The following is a 14,510-nucleotide window of genomic DNA, read 5'->3' as shown; positions in this document are numbered from 1 at the left end:
GTCGCCGAAGATCCGCTAATAATTTCAGGTTGTTCAAGGCAGAGGTGAGTGTGTGGCAGGCCAACTGATTCTTCGCAAAGCGGATTTCTTTCCCCGTGCCGGGCAAGCGGTAGCGGTGGCCGATCGCTATCCGCAAAATGTCTTTGCTGAACACACCCATGAATTTTGCGAACTGGTGGTGGTGTGGCGCGGCAACGGCCTGCATGTGCTGAATGACCGTCCTTACCGCATTACGCGCGGCGACCTGTTTTATATCCGCGCCGAAGATTGCCACTCTTACGCTTCAGTTAACGATCTGGTGTTGCAAAATATCATCTACTGCCCGGATCGATTGACGCTTAACCTCGACTGGGCGGCGCATATTCCCGGACTTAACGGCACGACAAGAACGCCGCACTGGCGGATTGGCAGCACCGGTATGGCGCAGGCACGGCAGGTGATTGCGCAGCTGGAGCATGAGAGCACCAAAGCCGATCCGCTGGCCAATATCATGGCAGAAACGCTGTTTGCCCAACTGGTAATGACGCTCAAACGACACCGTTTTGCTGCCGATAACCTGGCGGCGACGCACAGTGAGACGCTGCTCGATAAGCTGATTACCGCGCTCTCCGGCAGCCTGAATCGCAGCTTTGCGCTGGAGCAGTTTTGCGAGCAGGAACAGTGCAGCGAGCGCGCGCTGCGCCAGCAATTCCGCACCCAGACCGGGATGACCATCAACCACTATCTGCGCCAGTTGCGCATCTGCCATGCGCAGTATTTGCTTCAGCATTCCGAGCAGATGATCGGCGAAATCGCCATGCAGTGCGGGTTTGAGGACAGTAACTATTTTTCGGTGGTGTTTAGCCGCGAAGTGGGGATGACGCCAGGTCAGTGGCGTCATCGTAGCCGGGTTGCTGCCTGATTAGTTCGCCATACCGAGGCCGACGATATTGGCGGCAACAATGATCACCACGCAACCAAGGCTCAGCACGCTCACCGGCTGGCGACCCGCGTTCTTCCACTCTTTCAGGATCAGCCCGACAATGCCGCCGCACAGCACGTAGAAGCTCATGTGTAGCATCCAACTGATGTAGTCGTACTGCGCCGGAATGCGGGCATGGCCCCAGGCGTAGAAGAAGAATTGCAGATACCACATCAAACCGCCCAGCGCCGAAAGCAGGATATTGCTGATGATCAGCGGTTTTGCCAGCGAGAAATCGGCTTTTACCGACAAGTTTTTCAGTTTTACCAGCCGAATAAAGCAGAAGCCAAGGTTAATCAGCGCGCCGCCGCCCATAATCACCACATAACTTGGCAAGGCGGTGTAGAGCGGATCGATGCCCAGCGCCGCAGCGGCTTCGTGCATCGGTTTGGCGGCGTTCATGGCAAAGGACATGCCGGCGGAGAATACGCCGCACATCACCGCCAGCGTCAGCCCCTTTTTCAGGTTGAACTCTTCGGCTTTAATGCCCATTTTGCGCTCTTTCAACTGGCCTGCGCGGGTCACAATCCCGACACCTATAAGCGCAACCAGCACGCCAAGCAGCGTCATTCGACCGCCATCGGTGTTGATCAGAACGTCAAAATTACCGTTGATAATTGGCGTCATAAGCGTACCGACAATCAGCGTAATGCCGATAGCGATGCCAATGCCCATCGACATGCCGAGGTAGCGCATGGTGAGGCCGTAGTTGATGTTACCGATGCCCCACATTGCGCCGAAGAGAAAGACCGGTAGCAGGGTGGAAGCGCTGAACGAGCTGTAATAGGCCCAAAAATCAGGCAGTAACAGCGCGCTGATGGTCCAGGGGAGAATCAACCAGGAGACGATGCCGCCGATTGACCACATGGTCTCCCAGGACCAATTTTTAACCTTCTTGAACGGGGCATAGAAACAGGCTGCACTGGCCGCACCTATCAAATGCCAAAGAATACCCATCGTAATCGCGTTACTCATTTTCTCATCCTCTTTGTTTTTATCGTCGGAATACGAGCAGCCGACCTGAGGAGTGTAAAAATCAGTCAGGAGATTAACCTTGAGGCGTTTGCCGCGATAGATGGCGAACTGGCAATGAGCGCGTGATGGAGGTGAGCAGCTTCACAATTTCAATAACATAACCAAAAGTTATAACCTTATTAAAACTACGGCATTGATAAACATTTTCAATATCATTTAATTAACTATAATGATCCGACTGCTTACGCGGCATTAACATATATGCCGCCAGACAATAATGGAGATGAAAATGAGCTATACACTGCCCGCTCTGCCGTACGCGTATGATGCCCTTGAGCCTCATTTCGACAAGCAGACGATGGAAATCCATCACACTAAACATCACCAGACTTACGTAAATAACGCGAATGCCGCGCTGGAAAGCCTGCCGGAGTTCGCCAGCCTGTCAGCTGAAGAACTGATCACCAAACTGGATCAACTGCCGGCAGACAAAAAAACCGTTCTGCGTAACAACGCAGGCGGTCACGCTAACCACAGCCTGTTCTGGAAAGGCCTGAAAAAAGGCACCACCCTGCAGGGCGATCTGAAAGCGGCTATCGAGCGTGATTTCGGTTCCGTAGACAACTTCAAAGCTGAATTCGAAAAAGCAGCCGCCACGCGTTTTGGTTCCGGTTGGGCTTGGTTGGTGCTGAAAGGCGACAAACTGGCTGTGGTTTCTACTGCTAACCAGGATTCCCCGCTGATGGGTGAAGCGATCTCTGGCGCGTCCGGTTTCCCGATCCTGGGTCTGGACGTGTGGGAACACGCTTACTACCTGAAATTCCAGAACCGCCGCCCGGACTACATCAAAGAGTTCTGGAACGTGGTGAACTGGGACGAAGCAGCGGCTCGTTTCGCTGCGAAAAAATAAGTTTGCTTTCCCCCGCGCGTTAGCGTGAGCCAGAACCCCCGGCAGGCTTAGTCTGCGGGGGTTTTTTATATCCTTTCTTCAGATAAAAACTAACAGGAACGATGATCTAAAAATAATGAAATATTGTTTTGTTATGATTGTCTGATCACTTTTCTTCCGCGAAACCCGGTCTACCCTCTCTTCATCCGCGCTGCTGTTGTCCCGAAAACATAGCGGGTCGGCGCTCAAAAAATCGGACGTTTTTTGACAGGTGAAGATATGCAAATCAAGCGTGCAATCGAAAAAATCCCTGGCGGGATGATGCTGGTTCCTTTGTTCATCGGCGCTCTCTGCCATACTTTTGCGCCCGGCGCGGGAAAGTACTTTGGCTCGTTCACTAACGGCATGATTACTGGCACGGTGCCGATTCTGGCGGTGTGGTTTTTCTGTATGGGCGCTTCCATCAAACTGAGCGCCACCGGCACGGTGTTGCGTAAGTCCGGCACGCTGGTGGTGACCAAAATTGCGGTTGCCTGGGTGGTGGCGGCCGTGGCCTCACGGCTGATCCCTGAACACGGTGTGGAGGCGGGTTTTTTCGCCGGGTTATCGACGCTGGCGCTGGTAGCATCGATGGATATGACTAACGGCGGGCTGTATGCGTCAATCATGCAGCAGTACGGCACCAAAGAGGAAGCCGGTGCGTTCGTGTTGATGTCGCTGGAATCCGGCCCGCTGATGACGATGATTATCCTCGGCACAGCGGGAATTGCCTCGTTCGAGCCGCACGTGTTTGTTGGTGCGGTGCTGCCGTTCCTGGTCGGGTTCGCGCTGGGGAATCTGGACCCGGAATTACGGGAGTTTTTCAGCAAAGCGGTGCAAACCCTGATTCCGTTCTTTGCTTTCGCACTGGGTAACACGATTGATTTAAGCGTGATTGCGCAGACCGGCTTGTTGGGGATTTTGCTGGGGGTGGCGGTGATTGTGATTACCGGTATTCCGCTGATTATCGCCGATAAACTGATTGGCGGCGGTGATGGTACAGCAGGGCTGGCGGCCTCCAGTTCTGCGGGCGCGGCAGTGGCAACGCCGGTGCTGATCGCCGAAATGGTGCCGGACTTTAAACCGATGGCGCCAGCCGCAACTGCGCTGGTGGCGACCTCGGTGATTGTCACGTCAATTCTGGTGCCGATTTTAACGTCCGTCTGGTCGCGCAAGGTGAAAACGGCAGAGGCGGAAGTGGTGATGCGTAATGCGGTGAAATAACGGTTTGCCCGGTGGCGAAATGCTTACCGGGCATGTTCGTTTTGCAGGCCCGATAAGCGTAGCGCTATCCGGCAATTATTGAATTCCAAATACCCGATCGATAATTTGGCACTGCGCTTCATTCAGCGTGCCGCCAAAGTTACGTGATACGGGCGTGCAGTAGCCAAACTTGCGTGAAACCACTGTTTTGATGGTGGTAACGAAGTCGTCGCCAATCGCGTAGATCGCCATAAATTTGCCAATTTCCTGCTGGGTTGCATGCAACGTCGGCAAATCGCCCTGTCGCCACGCCTCCCGCGCCTGGACAAACAGTTCTGGCATCACATTATTCAACCCGGAAATAACGCCCGCGCCGCCTGCCAGCAGAGTGGGGATAAAGTACTCGTCGTAGCCGCACAGCACGGCAAAATCCTCACGCACTTGTGCGGTGGCCTGAATCATATTACGGGTATGCGACTGGCAATCGACAGTCTCTTTGATGCCAGCAAAATCCGGGAATTCGGCGGCCAGCGTGGCGACCAGCTCCGGCGTCAGATCGCAGCCGGTACGCGCCGGAAAGTTATAGGCGAACCATTTGCCGCTTATCGCTTTGCCCAGGGCGCGGAAGTAGCTCAACAATTGATTTTGCGTTTGTCCGTAATAGTAAGGCGGCAGCACCATGACCGCGTCATAGCCGGTACGCCAGGCTTCATCAGCCATCCACAGAATGTCGTTAAAGCAGGTTGAAGAGACGTTGGCCACCATGGTTATCGGCGACATGCCGCGCGCTTCACGAATCAACAGTAGCCGCTCTTCCAGCGAGAAGGAGGCAAACTCGCCGATACTGCCCATCAGCAAGACCACATCGATTTTCGCCGCTGCCAGCCGGGCGATATGCTGGCTCAGCGCGCTAAGGTCAGGTTTCCCTTCGTTGTTCATTGGCGTGATGGAAGGGCACCAGACACCGGAGAAAGATGTTTCGCGGATCACGTTGTAACCTCCTTGATTAATGAAATTGCGTTTCAAATACTGTGTTAAGTGATAGCACGCCCGACCGGTGCGGATCGGCATGAATGTCGCATTTTTGCAGGTTAGGTCAGCAAACAAATGTGATGTAATAGCGTGATGACGACGAGCGGCCGGAGGGAACATGCAATATCAGGTAGACGTTTTTACTGGAAAAATAAGGGATTATGACGGCAGTCGGCCAAGCGCGATTGCTAAATTGCAGGTGGAAGGCGAGCTAATCCTCACGGAATTGGGCATCGCGGGTGACGAGCAGGCGGAAAAAAGTTACCACGGCGGCACTGATCGCGCGTTGTGCCACTATCCTCGTGAACACTATGCTCACTGGGCGCAGATGTTCCCGGAGCAGGCCGCGCTGTTTTGCGCGCCAGCGTTTGGCGAGAATCTCTCAACGGAAGGGCTGACCGAGCAGAACGTGTTTATCGGCGATATTTTTCGCTGGGGCGATACGCTGATTCAGGTGACGCAACCGCGCTCGCCCTGCTTCAAACTTAACTTCCATTTCGGCATTGGCGACATCTCCGCGCAGATGCAGGCCAGCGGCCGCGTCGGCTGGCTTTATCGCATGGTTGCTGCGGGGAAAGTATCGGCAGAAGCGCCGCTTGAACTGCTCTCCCGGGTCAGCGATGTCAGCGTGTATGACGCGGCGGCGATTGCGTGGTTTCAGCCGTTTGATGATGAACAATATCACCGTCTGCTTTCGGCTGCGGGGCTGTCGGCAAGCTGGACGCGCACTATGCAGAATCGACGCACTCACGGCAAGATTGAGGATCAGTCGCGCCGACTGTGGGGAAAATAAAAAAACGCCCTCTGCGATGAGAGGGCGTTTATCAGGCGCGTTTGTACAGCGGTAGCCAGAGCGTTAAGCGTAACCCGCCAAGCGGGCTGTCGTCCGCTTTCACCCAGCCGCGATGCTGCTGAATAGCCGTTTCGACAATCGCCAGCCCGAGGCCCGTGCCGCCGGATTCACGATCGCGCGCTTCGTCGGTGCGGTAGAACGGGCGGAAAATCTGTTCCCGATCTTCCGGACTGACGCCGGGGCCGTCATCGTCCACGTTAATGGTGATGCCGTCTTTATCCACCGCAAAGCTTACTTCGATTTTACTGTGCGAATAGCGCAGCGCGTTACGCACGATGTTCTCCACCGCGCTTTCCAGCGCGCTGGGGTTACCGTACAGCGGCCACGGACCTGGCGGGAAATTCACCGTGAACGATTTGCCCATCTGCTCAGCTTCGAAGGCGGCGTTATCCAGCACTTCATTCCACATCTGATTGGCTTTCACGGTTTCACTGACCAGCGCGTTTTTCTGCTGATTGCGCGACATCACCAGCAGATCGTTGATCATGCTGTCCAGCCGCTGAGCTTCCGTTTCGATACGTTCCAGTTCTTTACTTTCACCGCTGCGACGACGCAGCAGCGCAGTACCAAGCTGTAAACGCGTCAGCGGCGTACGCAACTCATGGGAGATGTCAGATAGCAGGCGCTGCTGGGCGGTCATCATGCGTTCCAGCGCGGTCACCATCTGGTTAAAACTGGCCCCGGCGGCAAGGAATTCCTGCGGCCCGGCTTCCAGCTCCGGATGCTGTCGCAGGTTGCCCTGTGCAACCTCATCCGCCGCGTTTTTCAGTTTACGTGCGGGTTTCGCCAGGCTCCATGCCAGCCACAGCAGCAGCGGCGAACTGATAAGCATGGTGACGATCAGCAGCAGTAACGGGCGGTCAAACAGCAAATTGATAAAGTCAGATTGTGAGTTGCTGGCAGGACGGATGAGATAGAGCTGATAGTTATCTTCTCCGTCGCGAACGGAGAACGGCCCTACCATCTCAACCCGGCCATACTTTTTCTTCTGCGGATGGTCTGAGTTATCCGCCTGGCCTATAAAGTTGCGGATAATCTGCATTTCGTTGCGTTCGGCGCCAATGACGCGCCCTTCGCTGGTGACCAGCAGCAGGCGTTGACCCGGCGGCGCCCATTTGTCGATAGCGCGAAACAGCCTGCGCCACCACATCAGGTCGTTCGGCGGGTCATTTGCCAGCTCCGCTTCAACATGCTGTTCAATCATCACGCCCTGGCGCTGTTCGCTGTCCAGAAGCTCCGTCATTTGACGGGAATCCAGCTTTGGCACCATCAGCACCAGCATCAGTACCAGCGCCAGCGTTAACCAGAAAATGGCAAAGATGCGGGCGGTCAAACTTCCAATCATGAAGCAGAGACCATCAGATAACCGCGACCACGCAGGGTTTTAAACCACGGATGCCCATCTTTGCGATCCGGCAATTTGCGGCGCAGGTTAGAGATGTGCATGTCGATGGCGCGATCGAATGGCGTCAGGCGTTTACCCAGCACTTCCTGGCTCAGATGTTCACGTGAAACCACCTGGCCTAAATGCTGAGCCAGCAGATAGAGCAGGGTGAATTCAGTGCCTGTAAGTTCCAGTGATTGCCCATCAAAACTGGCTTCCTGGCGGCCCGGATTGAGGCTCAGGGCATCCACTTCCAGCGTGGGTGAACCGTTGTCGCTGCTTTGTTGTTGCTCGCTCCAGTGGGAACGGCGCAGGATCGCACGAATACGTGCGACCAGTTCACGATCGTTAAAGGGTTTCGGCAGATAGTCGTCCGCGCCCAGCTCAAGGCCAAGGACGCGATCGAGCTCGCTGCCGCGCGCAGTTAACATAATTACCGGTGTCTGGTGTGTCTGGCGTAGCTCTTTAAGTGTGTCAATGCCGTTTTTCTTCGGCATCATGACATCAAGTAAAAGCAAGTCGATGCTGTCGTCGAGGAGGTCGAGCGCCTGCTCTCCGTCATGGGCAACGAGCACGTTAAAACCTTCCATGTCGAGTAGCTCCTTTAACAAGGAAGTAAGCTCTCGGTCATCATCTACTAAAAGGATTTTATTCATTGTTTAACTACCTCCGAGGCAGAAATTACGTCATCAAGAGTCGCTAATCCATGACTTTACGTTGTTTTACACCCCCTGACGCATGTTTGCAGCCTGAATCGTAGACTGATTATCGTTGAATCGAGAGATGAAAAGGTTACTGGAGCAAATGATGCGCATCGTTACCGCTGCCGTCATGGCCTCAACGCTGGCGTTAAGCACGGTTAGTCGTGCTGCTGACGTTGAAACAGGCGATAACTGGCACCCGACTGAGGGATTCGCGCAGCGCAGTGTTCAGAGCCATATGTTCGACGGTATTAATTTAACGGAACACCAGCGTCAACAGATGCGGGATCTCATGCGACAGGCACGGCACGATCAGCCTCCTGTTAATGTTAGCGAAATGGAGACAATGCATCGCCTTGTCATCGCAGAAAAATTTGATGAAAACGCTGTGCGCGCTCAGGCAGAAAAAATGGCGCAGGAACAGGTAGCTCGTCAGGTTGAAATGGCCAGAGTGCGCAACCAGATGTACAACCTGCTCACGCCGGAGCAGCAAGCGGTTTTGAACCAGAAACATCAACAACGGATGAACCAGTTACGCAGCGTAGCGCAAATGCAGCAAAGTTCACCGGTGACCGAGTTAAGTAGCAGTAGTACCAGGTAACAAACCCTGTTTTTCCTTGCCATAGACACCATCCCTGTCTTCCCCCACATGACGTGGGGGTTTTTTTTATCAATCACTTACGCATCATTCTAAATAAAACAGCAACTTAGAAAAAGCTGTAACGGTATGGAACGGTTTTAAAACCCTCTGAGTGTGGACACAATGTGGACACTCAGAGATATGATTTATACCGTCACTCCTCCGTTAAGAGGATTCAATGCGACAGCATTTTGCAGGTAGTCAGGAGCAAGGTGCGCATAGGCCATTGTCTGCTGAATGCTTGCATGCCCGAGAATCTGTTGCAGGGCAATAATATTTCCCCCGTTCATCATGAAATGGCTTGCGAAAGTGTGACGCAGAATATGTGTTGCCTGATTGGGTGGAATATCAGGTTTCACGTTGCGTAAGACTCCGCAAAATTTTTCATAATCAACTTTGAACAGCTTCCCGCTGGCTTCCTCTTTCACTTTCTTTTCAAGCTGCGCTGAGATAGGCACGGTTCGTTTTTTGCCGTTTTTAGTTTTCAAAAAGGTAACCCTGCAACTGGCTATCTGCGCCGGTTTTAGAGTGGCTACCTCTGTCCATCTTCCGCCAGTGCTAAGGCAGAGGAGAGCAACGAGCAAAGCATCTCCGGTCAATACTCCTAACAGCCTTTCAATTTCTGACTTGTCCAGAAACGTCATTTCCGGGTTAGCTTCTGCCAGTGGCGGCAAACCATGAATGGGGTGTTGCCCGGCAAATTCCTCTAACTGGATCAGCTTAGTAAACATGCCCGATAGCCGATACATGTCACGATTTATCGTTGCCGCGCTGATACCTTCCCGTAAACGCAATGAGCGGTAATCCATTAGGCATTTCTTGCTTAACCTGCTGACTGGCAGATCTCCCAGCCCATTAATAGTTTTGAGCAAATGCCCTTGCTCTTTTTTTCCGTGTTCGTGGTTCTGCCCGTGGTATTGCCACCATACCTCTAACAGCTCGGTTAGAGTGCGTCTGTCAGTCCGTTGGGTTGCCCATTCCTTTTGGGAAGCGTTCGCAAGCGTGTAGCGCTCAAATGCGATAGCTTCTGCTTTTCTTTCAAACTTCCGGCGAATGCGACGTCCTTCGCGCCCGCGCGGCCTAATGTCCACTTCATAGCGACCATCATCGAGCTTCTTAATTGCCATAAGAAAGCCCTCCGGCGCGATTTTCACTGTCCTGAAAACAGATAGTGAAAATGTAATGTTTATAAATAGTTAGCCAGTCTGTTTCTCTGAGGGGGTCGAGGTTGCTGATTCTTGCCCATTGTGTGCGATAGCCGGTGCTATTTGACCAGCTTGCGGGGATATCTTGTCGGTCATAAGCCACAGAGTGTACTTATAGAACAGCGGGTGTTGAGTGAGCTTAACCAAGTTAAGACCGCTCGGCTCGTAAGCTCCTGATTCATATTTCTTTAATGTACTGATGGATAGATCTAATACCTTGCAAAACTGGGTTTGACTTAACCCTTCGGCCTCTCGTATAGCCCTAACTTTCTCACTTAATTTCATTTGACTGGACTCTATTTAGGAACTAGGATGCGTTTGTTGGTGCCTATTTGGGAACCAACAAGACAATAGCTACCAGCCGCTTTAAGCGTTTTAGAACGGTTTAAAAGGGGCTGGATCCTATAAGGGTACCATAGATGGAAATTCATGATTACGTGATTCAGTACCCGCTTGATGCGGTACATACCGAGAAATTCGCTGAGTTGATTGGCAAACCTAAAACGGCAGTTGCCGAAATGGTTAAGGCTAACAAGTTGCCGGTTATCGAGCTTCGGGATCCGAATAAACCGAATGCCCGTGCCGGTGAAAAGTGGGTTTTTATCCCTGAGTTTAACCGAGCAGTACGCGAAGCTTTTTACAACCGACCGGTTGAGCAACGTGATGCTTGGCTGTTATGGATGGGGCTTTGATTATGAACGAACCAAGTTGCATAGCTCAGTTATTGCGTAATGAAAGCACAGGGGCGATAGATTTCACTATAACCCACGGCAGAGGGCGAAAGGGCATCATCATTCGCACTAAAAAAACGAGTGCCTTAAGCGCTATTTTTGCTTTCCTGAAATCGTGGAGGTTCTGGAAATGCCTGTAATGACACTCGGTATCGTGTCCGCACAGCCTGCCGGTTTGCGCAGTCTGGTCAGCAAATATCTGGCCGCACCTCGCTGGCAGGATTCTTGTGATTTTTATAATCAGATGATGGAGCGTGAGCGCTTAACAGTCTGCTTCCATGCTCAGTTAAAACAGCATCACGCTACGATGCGTTTTGAAGAAATGAACGATGTTGATCGTGAACGTCTGATAACTGCTATTGATGAATTACGCTCTGCATTTTCAAGATTCCGTCAGGTTGGGATTAGCCTGGTTAAATATATTGGCCGATTAACCATTAGTCAGCGTCGCACATTGTTTATGCATGCGGGATTAACAGAGGAAGAATTTAATCAACCTTACTGGCGTATTAATGAAGACTCCTGTTATTGGCGTGATGCATTGTTTCGCGCGTTGCGTGAACTATTTAATTTATTCGAATATGCGCCAACAATTTTAACCTCGGTAAAACCCGAGCAATATCTGCATTAAATAATTAACGGTTAAATTTTAACGCACTTAATTGTGCGGGGCTTCTTTTTGTCTGGAGAAAGTCATGCATACAGTAATAGGAAAGCAGTGCGGTAAATTTTCATTAATGTTGCAGCAGGCCAGAGCCGAAGCACAGGCCGATGCGGCTACGCGCTTTTCCTCTCACCTTGACGGCTTAATCCGTCATATAGCTGGCGCTGAGTTATCGCGCGTTGAGATTGTTGAGTTACTCAGTCAGGAATCTATCAAGTTTCATAATATCGGCCTTTCTCGCGGAGAGTCTCTTTAATGTCTCTGATGCACTCCGTATTACTTAATAACTGGCTAAAGATTGCGGTTATGAAAAACGGTGAATTATCGCTTACCGATCTTAAGCGCGATAAAAAAACCGGAGCGATGACAGAGTCAATTATCGCTATTTATTCGAGTGAATTAAACCTCCTGACGGATGTGGTCAGTTTGCTTGTGAAACGCGCCGTTTTTCATAAGCAAATCACCACCGTTGATGAATTATCGAAATTAACCATCGAGCTAACTGGTTATTGCGCCAGTGAGTTTAAAAAATTGAACAGATAGAGGAGCTAAATCAATGCCAGATTATATGGATCACATTCAAGAACGGCAGTCCGAGTCACTGGCTCGCCAGGTCAACGCCGCGCGGGTAAAACCCTGCGGCGCTGCTGCGTTGGTTTGTGAAGAATGTGACGCTCCGATTCCTGCTGATCGCCGTGCAGTTTATCCATCTGCTACTCGCTGTGTTTACTGTCAGTCAGCGCATGAGGCGAAAGCAAAGCACTATCGGGGGCGCGCATGAGCATTCGTATCGATATTGGCGAGCGTTATGTCGTCACCAGTGATCGCTTTCAATTTATTTTGCAGGAAAAAAAGACCGCTGAAATAGGCAAGAATGCCGGTAAGGAGTGGCTCGATGTTGTCGGCTATTACCCCAAATTAAACCAGCTCGTTTCCGGCTTGGTGCACCACGATCTCTTGACTGGTGACGCCAGCTCGTTTGAGGCACTAAGTACGCAGGTTGAGCGCCTCAGTCAGCAATGCTTAACGGCTTTTGGCTCAAATGGGCGTTGAAGTTCGGGGGCGTTACGCCCCTACACCGCCACCACCATTCGCAAAAGGCACCGCTAAAGAGTTTGCCGGTGCTTACTCATGGAACGCGCCGCGTGATGCTATTGGGCGCGATAGACCCCTTACACGTGACGAGTTGCGTCAGGTGCAAGGCGTTTTATCCAGGATTGACCGCCTGCCTTATTTTTTACGCTCCCTTTTCACATCGCGCTATGAATACATCAGGCGCAACAAAAGCCCGGTTCACGGGCTCTATTTTCTCAAGTCGACATTTTTACGCCGTTTATGGCCGCGCATTGAGCGAGTAAACCAGCGCAACGAAATGAACACTCAGGCGTCTCTATTATTTCTGGCGGAAAGCGAAAATTATGCGCGCTTGCCGGGAATGAACGATAAGGAGCTGAAAAAATTCGCGGCGCGTATCGCCTCGCATTTTTTCGTTATGTACGAGGAGTTAAGCGATGCATGGGCGGAGGCGCACGGTGGTAAAGAATCGCTTTTTACCGATGAGGCGCAGGCGCATCTTTATGGTCATGTTGCTGGGGCAGCTCGTGCTTTCAATATCTCCCCGCTTTTTTGGAAGAAGTACCGCAAAGGTCAGATGACAATCCGCCAGGCTTTTTCCGCTGTGTCTCGGCTGATTAACGATGAATGGTGGATTAACCAACTCAAAGCGCAACGTATGCGCTGGCATGAAGCTCTTTTAATTGCTGCCGGTGAGGTTAATAAAGACCGTTCGCCGTATGCCAGCAAAAACGCAATCCGCGATGTACATACACGCCGCCTGGCTAACCTTGAATACCTCAAATCCTGTGATCTGGAAAATAAGGTGACGGGCGAGCGTATCGATCTCATTAGCAAAGTCATGGGGAGTATTTCTAACCCTGAGATACGACGCATGGAGCTGATGAATACTATTGCCGGAATTGAGCGTTACGCCGCTGGCGAAGGCGATGTCGGGATGTTTATTACATTGACCGCACCGTCGAAATATCACCCGACGCGTCAGGTCGGTAAGGGTAAAGATAAGACCGTGCAGCTTAATCACGGCTGGAATGATGAGGCTTTTACCCCGAAAGATGGGCAGCGCTACCTATGCCGTATATGGAGCCTGATGCGTACCGCTTTCAAAGATAACGATTTGCAGGTTTACGGTATGCGCGTCGTCGAACCGCATCATGATGGCACGCCGCACTGGCATATGATGCTTTTTTGCAAACAAGAACAACGCAAAGAAATTACTGAAATTATGCGCCGCTACGCTCTCAAAGAGGATGGCGACGAACGCGGAGCAGAGCGTAACCGCTTTCAGTCTAAACACCTGAATAAAGGCGGCGCAGCGGGCTACATTGCAAAATACATTGCTAAAAATATCGATGGTTACGCGCTTGATGGCGAGCTCGATCATGATACTGGAAAGCCGTTAAAAGATACGGCTGCCGCTGTAACAGCCTGGGCGTCTACATGGCGTATTCCTCAATTTAAACCGATTGGCCTGCCGACAATGGGCGCGTATCGCGAGCTGAGAAAATTACCTCGCGGCGTTAGCGTTGCTGATGAATTTGATGAGCGTGTCGAAGCGGCTCGCGCTGCTGCGGATAGTGGTGATTTTGATTTATATATCGCCGCACAGGGTGGGGCAAATATCCCGCGAGATAGTCAGACTGTGCGCGTAGCCCGTAGTGTGACTAATGTGGTCAACGCATACGAGGAAGATATTGAGCGGGTGGTGGGAATTTACGCGCCACATCTCGGCGCGCGTCATGTCCACGTCACCCGATCATCGGAATGGCGCATTGTTCCAAAACTTTTGGCCGTTGAGCCTTTGACTTTAAAAAGCGGCATCGCCGCGCCTCGGAGTCCTGTCAATAACTGTGGAAAGCTCACCGGCGGTGGCGATCTAGTTATGACCCCCACACCGTCTGAGCATGCCGCAGCGGTGTTAAATCTGGTTGATAGCAGGGTTATCGGTTGGAATGATGTTGAGGTCGTGACGGCCCTCAGGCATGCGCTAAAATACGATGCGCCGCAGCAAAAAAATAGACAACAAAGAAGCAGTGAACTGCACAAACCAAATGATGTCACACCATCAGGTTGGCTGGGAATATTCGAATGCGCGCAAGTCCCCCGTATCCACTCTAAGCTCGCACACAATGGCGTTACGCTGAAGTGATGGGAGTATG

18 protein-coding genes are annotated in these 14,510 nt (G+C 51.9%); 12 read left to right on the top strand and 6 right to left on the bottom strand.

The genetic code is table 11. The annotated features are described in order from the left end of the window. The first annotated feature begins 52 nt into the window (after nt 1–52). On the top strand, nt 53–901 hold the full coding sequence (gene rhaR, locus CWM66_RS24880; protein WP_107147506.1) for an HTH-type transcriptional activator RhaR: 849 nt from the start codon (nt 53–55) through the stop codon (nt 899–901). On the opposite strand, the gene rhaT is transcribed toward rhaR, so the two are convergent. Continuing rightward, nucleotides 902–1,936, bottom strand: coding sequence for an L-rhamnose/proton symporter RhaT (gene rhaT, locus CWM66_RS24875; RefSeq protein ID WP_035889113.1), 1,035 nt, complete (start codon nt 1,934–1,936; stop codon nt 902–904). It abuts the gene before it with no gap. Nucleotides 1,937–2,225: 289 nt separating this feature from the next. Between rhaT and sodA the strand changes: the two genes are divergently transcribed. Both sodA and kdgT read left to right on the top strand, forming a co-directional pair. Beyond that, nucleotides 2,226–2,846 carry a superoxide dismutase [Mn] gene (gene sodA / locus CWM66_RS24870; RefSeq protein ID WP_007369297.1) on the top strand — a complete coding sequence of 207 codons (621 nt, stop codon included), beginning with the start codon at nt 2,226–2,228 and terminating at the stop codon, nt 2,844–2,846. 258 nt (nt 2,847–3,104) lie between these two features. Continuing rightward, nucleotides 3,105–4,088: a 2-keto-3-deoxygluconate transporter gene (kdgT, locus tag CWM66_RS24865; RefSeq protein ID WP_007369296.1), complete on the top strand. Its 984-nt coding sequence runs from the start codon at nt 3,105–3,107 to the stop codon at nt 4,086–4,088. 75 nt (nt 4,089–4,163) lie between these two features. Here the strand turns inward: kdgT and CWM66_RS24860 are convergent, their stop codons facing one another. Further along, nucleotides 4,164–5,057: a dihydrodipicolinate synthase family protein gene (locus tag CWM66_RS24860; protein WP_035889202.1), complete on the bottom strand. Its 894-nt coding sequence runs from the start codon at nt 5,055–5,057 to the stop codon at nt 4,164–4,166. Nucleotides 5,058–5,217: 160 nt separating this feature from the next. On the opposite strand from CWM66_RS24860, the gene yiiM reads away from it, so the two are divergent. Next, entirely contained in the window at nt 5,218–5,892 is a 675-nt protein-coding gene (gene yiiM / locus CWM66_RS24855; protein WP_107147504.1) for a 6-hydroxyaminopurine reductase, read from the top strand. Nucleotides 5,893–5,923: 31 nt separating this feature from the next. Here yiiM and cpxA read toward each other — a convergent pair whose 3' ends face one another. Then, nucleotides 5,924–7,297: an envelope stress sensor histidine kinase CpxA gene (gene cpxA, locus CWM66_RS24850; RefSeq protein ID WP_007369293.1), complete on the bottom strand. Its 1,374-nt coding sequence runs from the start codon at nt 7,295–7,297 to the stop codon at nt 5,924–5,926. After that, entirely contained in the window at nt 7,294–7,992 is a 699-nt protein-coding gene (gene cpxR / locus CWM66_RS24845; RefSeq protein WP_035889119.1) for an envelope stress response regulator transcription factor CpxR, read from the bottom strand. The genes cpxA and cpxR overlap by 4 nt, the downstream gene beginning before the upstream one ends. 151 nt (nt 7,993–8,143) lie before the next feature. On the opposite strand from cpxR, the gene cpxP reads away from it, so the two are divergent. Continuing rightward, nucleotides 8,144–8,638, top strand: a complete 495-nt coding sequence (gene cpxP, locus CWM66_RS24840; RefSeq protein ID WP_035889122.1) for a cell-envelope stress modulator CpxP — start codon at nt 8,144–8,146, stop codon at nt 8,636–8,638. A gap of 185 nt (nt 8,639–8,823) precedes the next feature. Here cpxP and CWM66_RS24835 read toward each other — a convergent pair whose 3' ends face one another. Continuing rightward, nucleotides 8,824–9,804, bottom strand: a complete 981-nt coding sequence (locus CWM66_RS24835; protein ID WP_107147502.1) for a tyrosine-type recombinase/integrase — start codon at nt 9,802–9,804, stop codon at nt 8,824–8,826. A gap of 69 nt (nt 9,805–9,873) precedes the next feature. Continuing rightward, nucleotides 9,874–10,167 carry a DNA-binding transcriptional regulator gene (locus CWM66_RS24830; protein WP_107147500.1) on the bottom strand — a complete coding sequence of 98 codons (294 nt, stop codon included), beginning with the start codon at nt 10,165–10,167 and terminating at the stop codon, nt 9,874–9,876. A 134-nt stretch (nt 10,168–10,301) separates the two neighbouring features. On the opposite strand from CWM66_RS24830, the gene CWM66_RS24825 reads away from it, so the two are divergent. The 7 genes from CWM66_RS24825 to CWM66_RS24795 all read left to right on the top strand — a co-directional run bounded on the left by CWM66_RS24825 (nt 10,302) and on the right by CWM66_RS24795 (nt 14,500). Next, nucleotides 10,302–10,574 (top strand): Cox family DNA-binding protein, encoded by a 273-nt coding sequence (locus CWM66_RS24825; protein ID WP_107147498.1) that lies wholly within the window; start codon nt 10,302–10,304, stop codon nt 10,572–10,574. A gap of 169 nt (nt 10,575–10,743) precedes the next feature. Further along, a complete protein-coding gene (locus tag CWM66_RS24820) occupies nt 10,744–11,244 on the top strand; it encodes a replication protein B (RefSeq protein ID WP_107147496.1) in 501 nt (166 codons plus the stop codon). A 64-nt stretch (nt 11,245–11,308) separates the two neighbouring features. Further along, the gene (locus tag CWM66_RS24815; protein WP_107147494.1) at nt 11,309–11,533 is read left to right on the top strand and encodes a DUF2732 family protein; all 225 of its coding nucleotides are present in this window, start codon (nt 11,309–11,311) and stop codon (nt 11,531–11,533) included. Continuing rightward, complete coding sequence (locus tag CWM66_RS24810) at nt 11,533–11,820, top strand: DUF5405 family protein (protein ID WP_107147493.1); 288 nt, start codon at nt 11,533–11,535, stop codon at nt 11,818–11,820. Before CWM66_RS24815 ends, CWM66_RS24810 begins: the two co-directional genes overlap by 1 nt. Before the next feature lie 13 nt (nt 11,821–11,833). Further along, nucleotides 11,834–12,058, top strand: coding sequence for a TraR/DksA C4-type zinc finger protein (locus CWM66_RS24805; RefSeq protein ID WP_090126120.1), 225 nt, complete (start codon nt 11,834–11,836; stop codon nt 12,056–12,058). Beyond that, nucleotides 12,055–12,330, top strand: a complete 276-nt coding sequence (locus tag CWM66_RS24800; protein ID WP_107147491.1) for a DUF5405 family protein — start codon at nt 12,055–12,057, stop codon at nt 12,328–12,330. The genes CWM66_RS24805 and CWM66_RS24800 overlap by 4 nt, the downstream gene beginning before the upstream one ends. Beyond that, a complete protein-coding gene (locus CWM66_RS24795; RefSeq protein ID WP_107147489.1) occupies nt 12,320–14,500 on the top strand; it encodes a replication endonuclease in 2,181 nt (726 codons plus the stop codon). Before CWM66_RS24800 ends, CWM66_RS24795 begins: the two co-directional genes overlap by 11 nt. Nucleotides 14,501–14,510: the final 10 nt, after the last annotated feature.

Origin of the sequence: Kosakonia sp. H7A (genome assembly GCF_003028445.1) — a bacterium.
In the GTDB taxonomy this organism is placed as follows: Bacteria; Pseudomonadota; Gammaproteobacteria; order Enterobacterales; family Enterobacteriaceae; genus Kosakonia; species Kosakonia radicincitans.
The sequence above is the reverse complement of the archived record's forward strand: the minus strand, read 5'-3'. Positions and strand labels throughout refer to the sequence as shown.

Excerpts from the sequence above, each read along its gene's own strand:
- rhaT (WP_035889113.1), bottom strand. The coding sequence starts at position 1,936 with ATGAGTAACGCGATTACGATGGGTATTCTTTGGCATTTGATAGGTGCG.
- sodA (WP_007369297.1), top strand. The coding sequence starts at position 2,226 with ATGAGCTATACACTGCCCGCTCTGCCGTACGCGTATGATGCCCTTGAG.
- kdgT (WP_007369296.1), top strand. The coding sequence starts at position 3,105 with ATGCAAATCAAGCGTGCAATCGAAAAAATCCCTGGCGGGATGATGCTG.
- yiiM (WP_107147504.1), top strand. The coding sequence starts at position 5,218 with ATGCAATATCAGGTAGACGTTTTTACTGGAAAAATAAGGGATTATGAC.
- cpxA (WP_007369293.1), bottom strand. The coding sequence starts at position 7,297 with ATGATTGGAAGTTTGACCGCCCGCATCTTTGCCATTTTCTGGTTAACG.
- cpxR (WP_035889119.1), bottom strand. The coding sequence starts at position 7,992 with ATGAATAAAATCCTTTTAGTAGATGATGACCGAGAGCTTACTTCCTTG.
- cpxP (WP_035889122.1), top strand. The coding sequence starts at position 8,144 with ATGCGCATCGTTACCGCTGCCGTCATGGCCTCAACGCTGGCGTTAAGC.
- CWM66_RS24835 (WP_107147502.1), bottom strand. The coding sequence starts at position 9,804 with ATGGCAATTAAGAAGCTCGATGATGGTCGCTATGAAGTGGACATTAGG.
- CWM66_RS24830 (WP_107147500.1), bottom strand. The coding sequence starts at position 10,167 with ATGAAATTAAGTGAGAAAGTTAGGGCTATACGAGAGGCCGAAGGGTTA.
- CWM66_RS24825 (WP_107147498.1), top strand. The coding sequence starts at position 10,302 with ATGGAAATTCATGATTACGTGATTCAGTACCCGCTTGATGCGGTACAT.
- CWM66_RS24820 (WP_107147496.1), top strand. The coding sequence starts at position 10,744 with ATGCCTGTAATGACACTCGGTATCGTGTCCGCACAGCCTGCCGGTTTG.
- CWM66_RS24815 (WP_107147494.1), top strand. The coding sequence starts at position 11,309 with ATGCATACAGTAATAGGAAAGCAGTGCGGTAAATTTTCATTAATGTTG.
- CWM66_RS24810 (WP_107147493.1), top strand. The coding sequence starts at position 11,533 with ATGTCTCTGATGCACTCCGTATTACTTAATAACTGGCTAAAGATTGCG.
- CWM66_RS24805 (WP_090126120.1), top strand. The coding sequence starts at position 11,834 with ATGCCAGATTATATGGATCACATTCAAGAACGGCAGTCCGAGTCACTG.
- CWM66_RS24800 (WP_107147491.1), top strand. The coding sequence starts at position 12,055 with ATGAGCATTCGTATCGATATTGGCGAGCGTTATGTCGTCACCAGTGAT.
- CWM66_RS24795 (WP_107147489.1), top strand. The coding sequence starts at position 12,320 with ATGGGCGTTGAAGTTCGGGGGCGTTACGCCCCTACACCGCCACCACCA.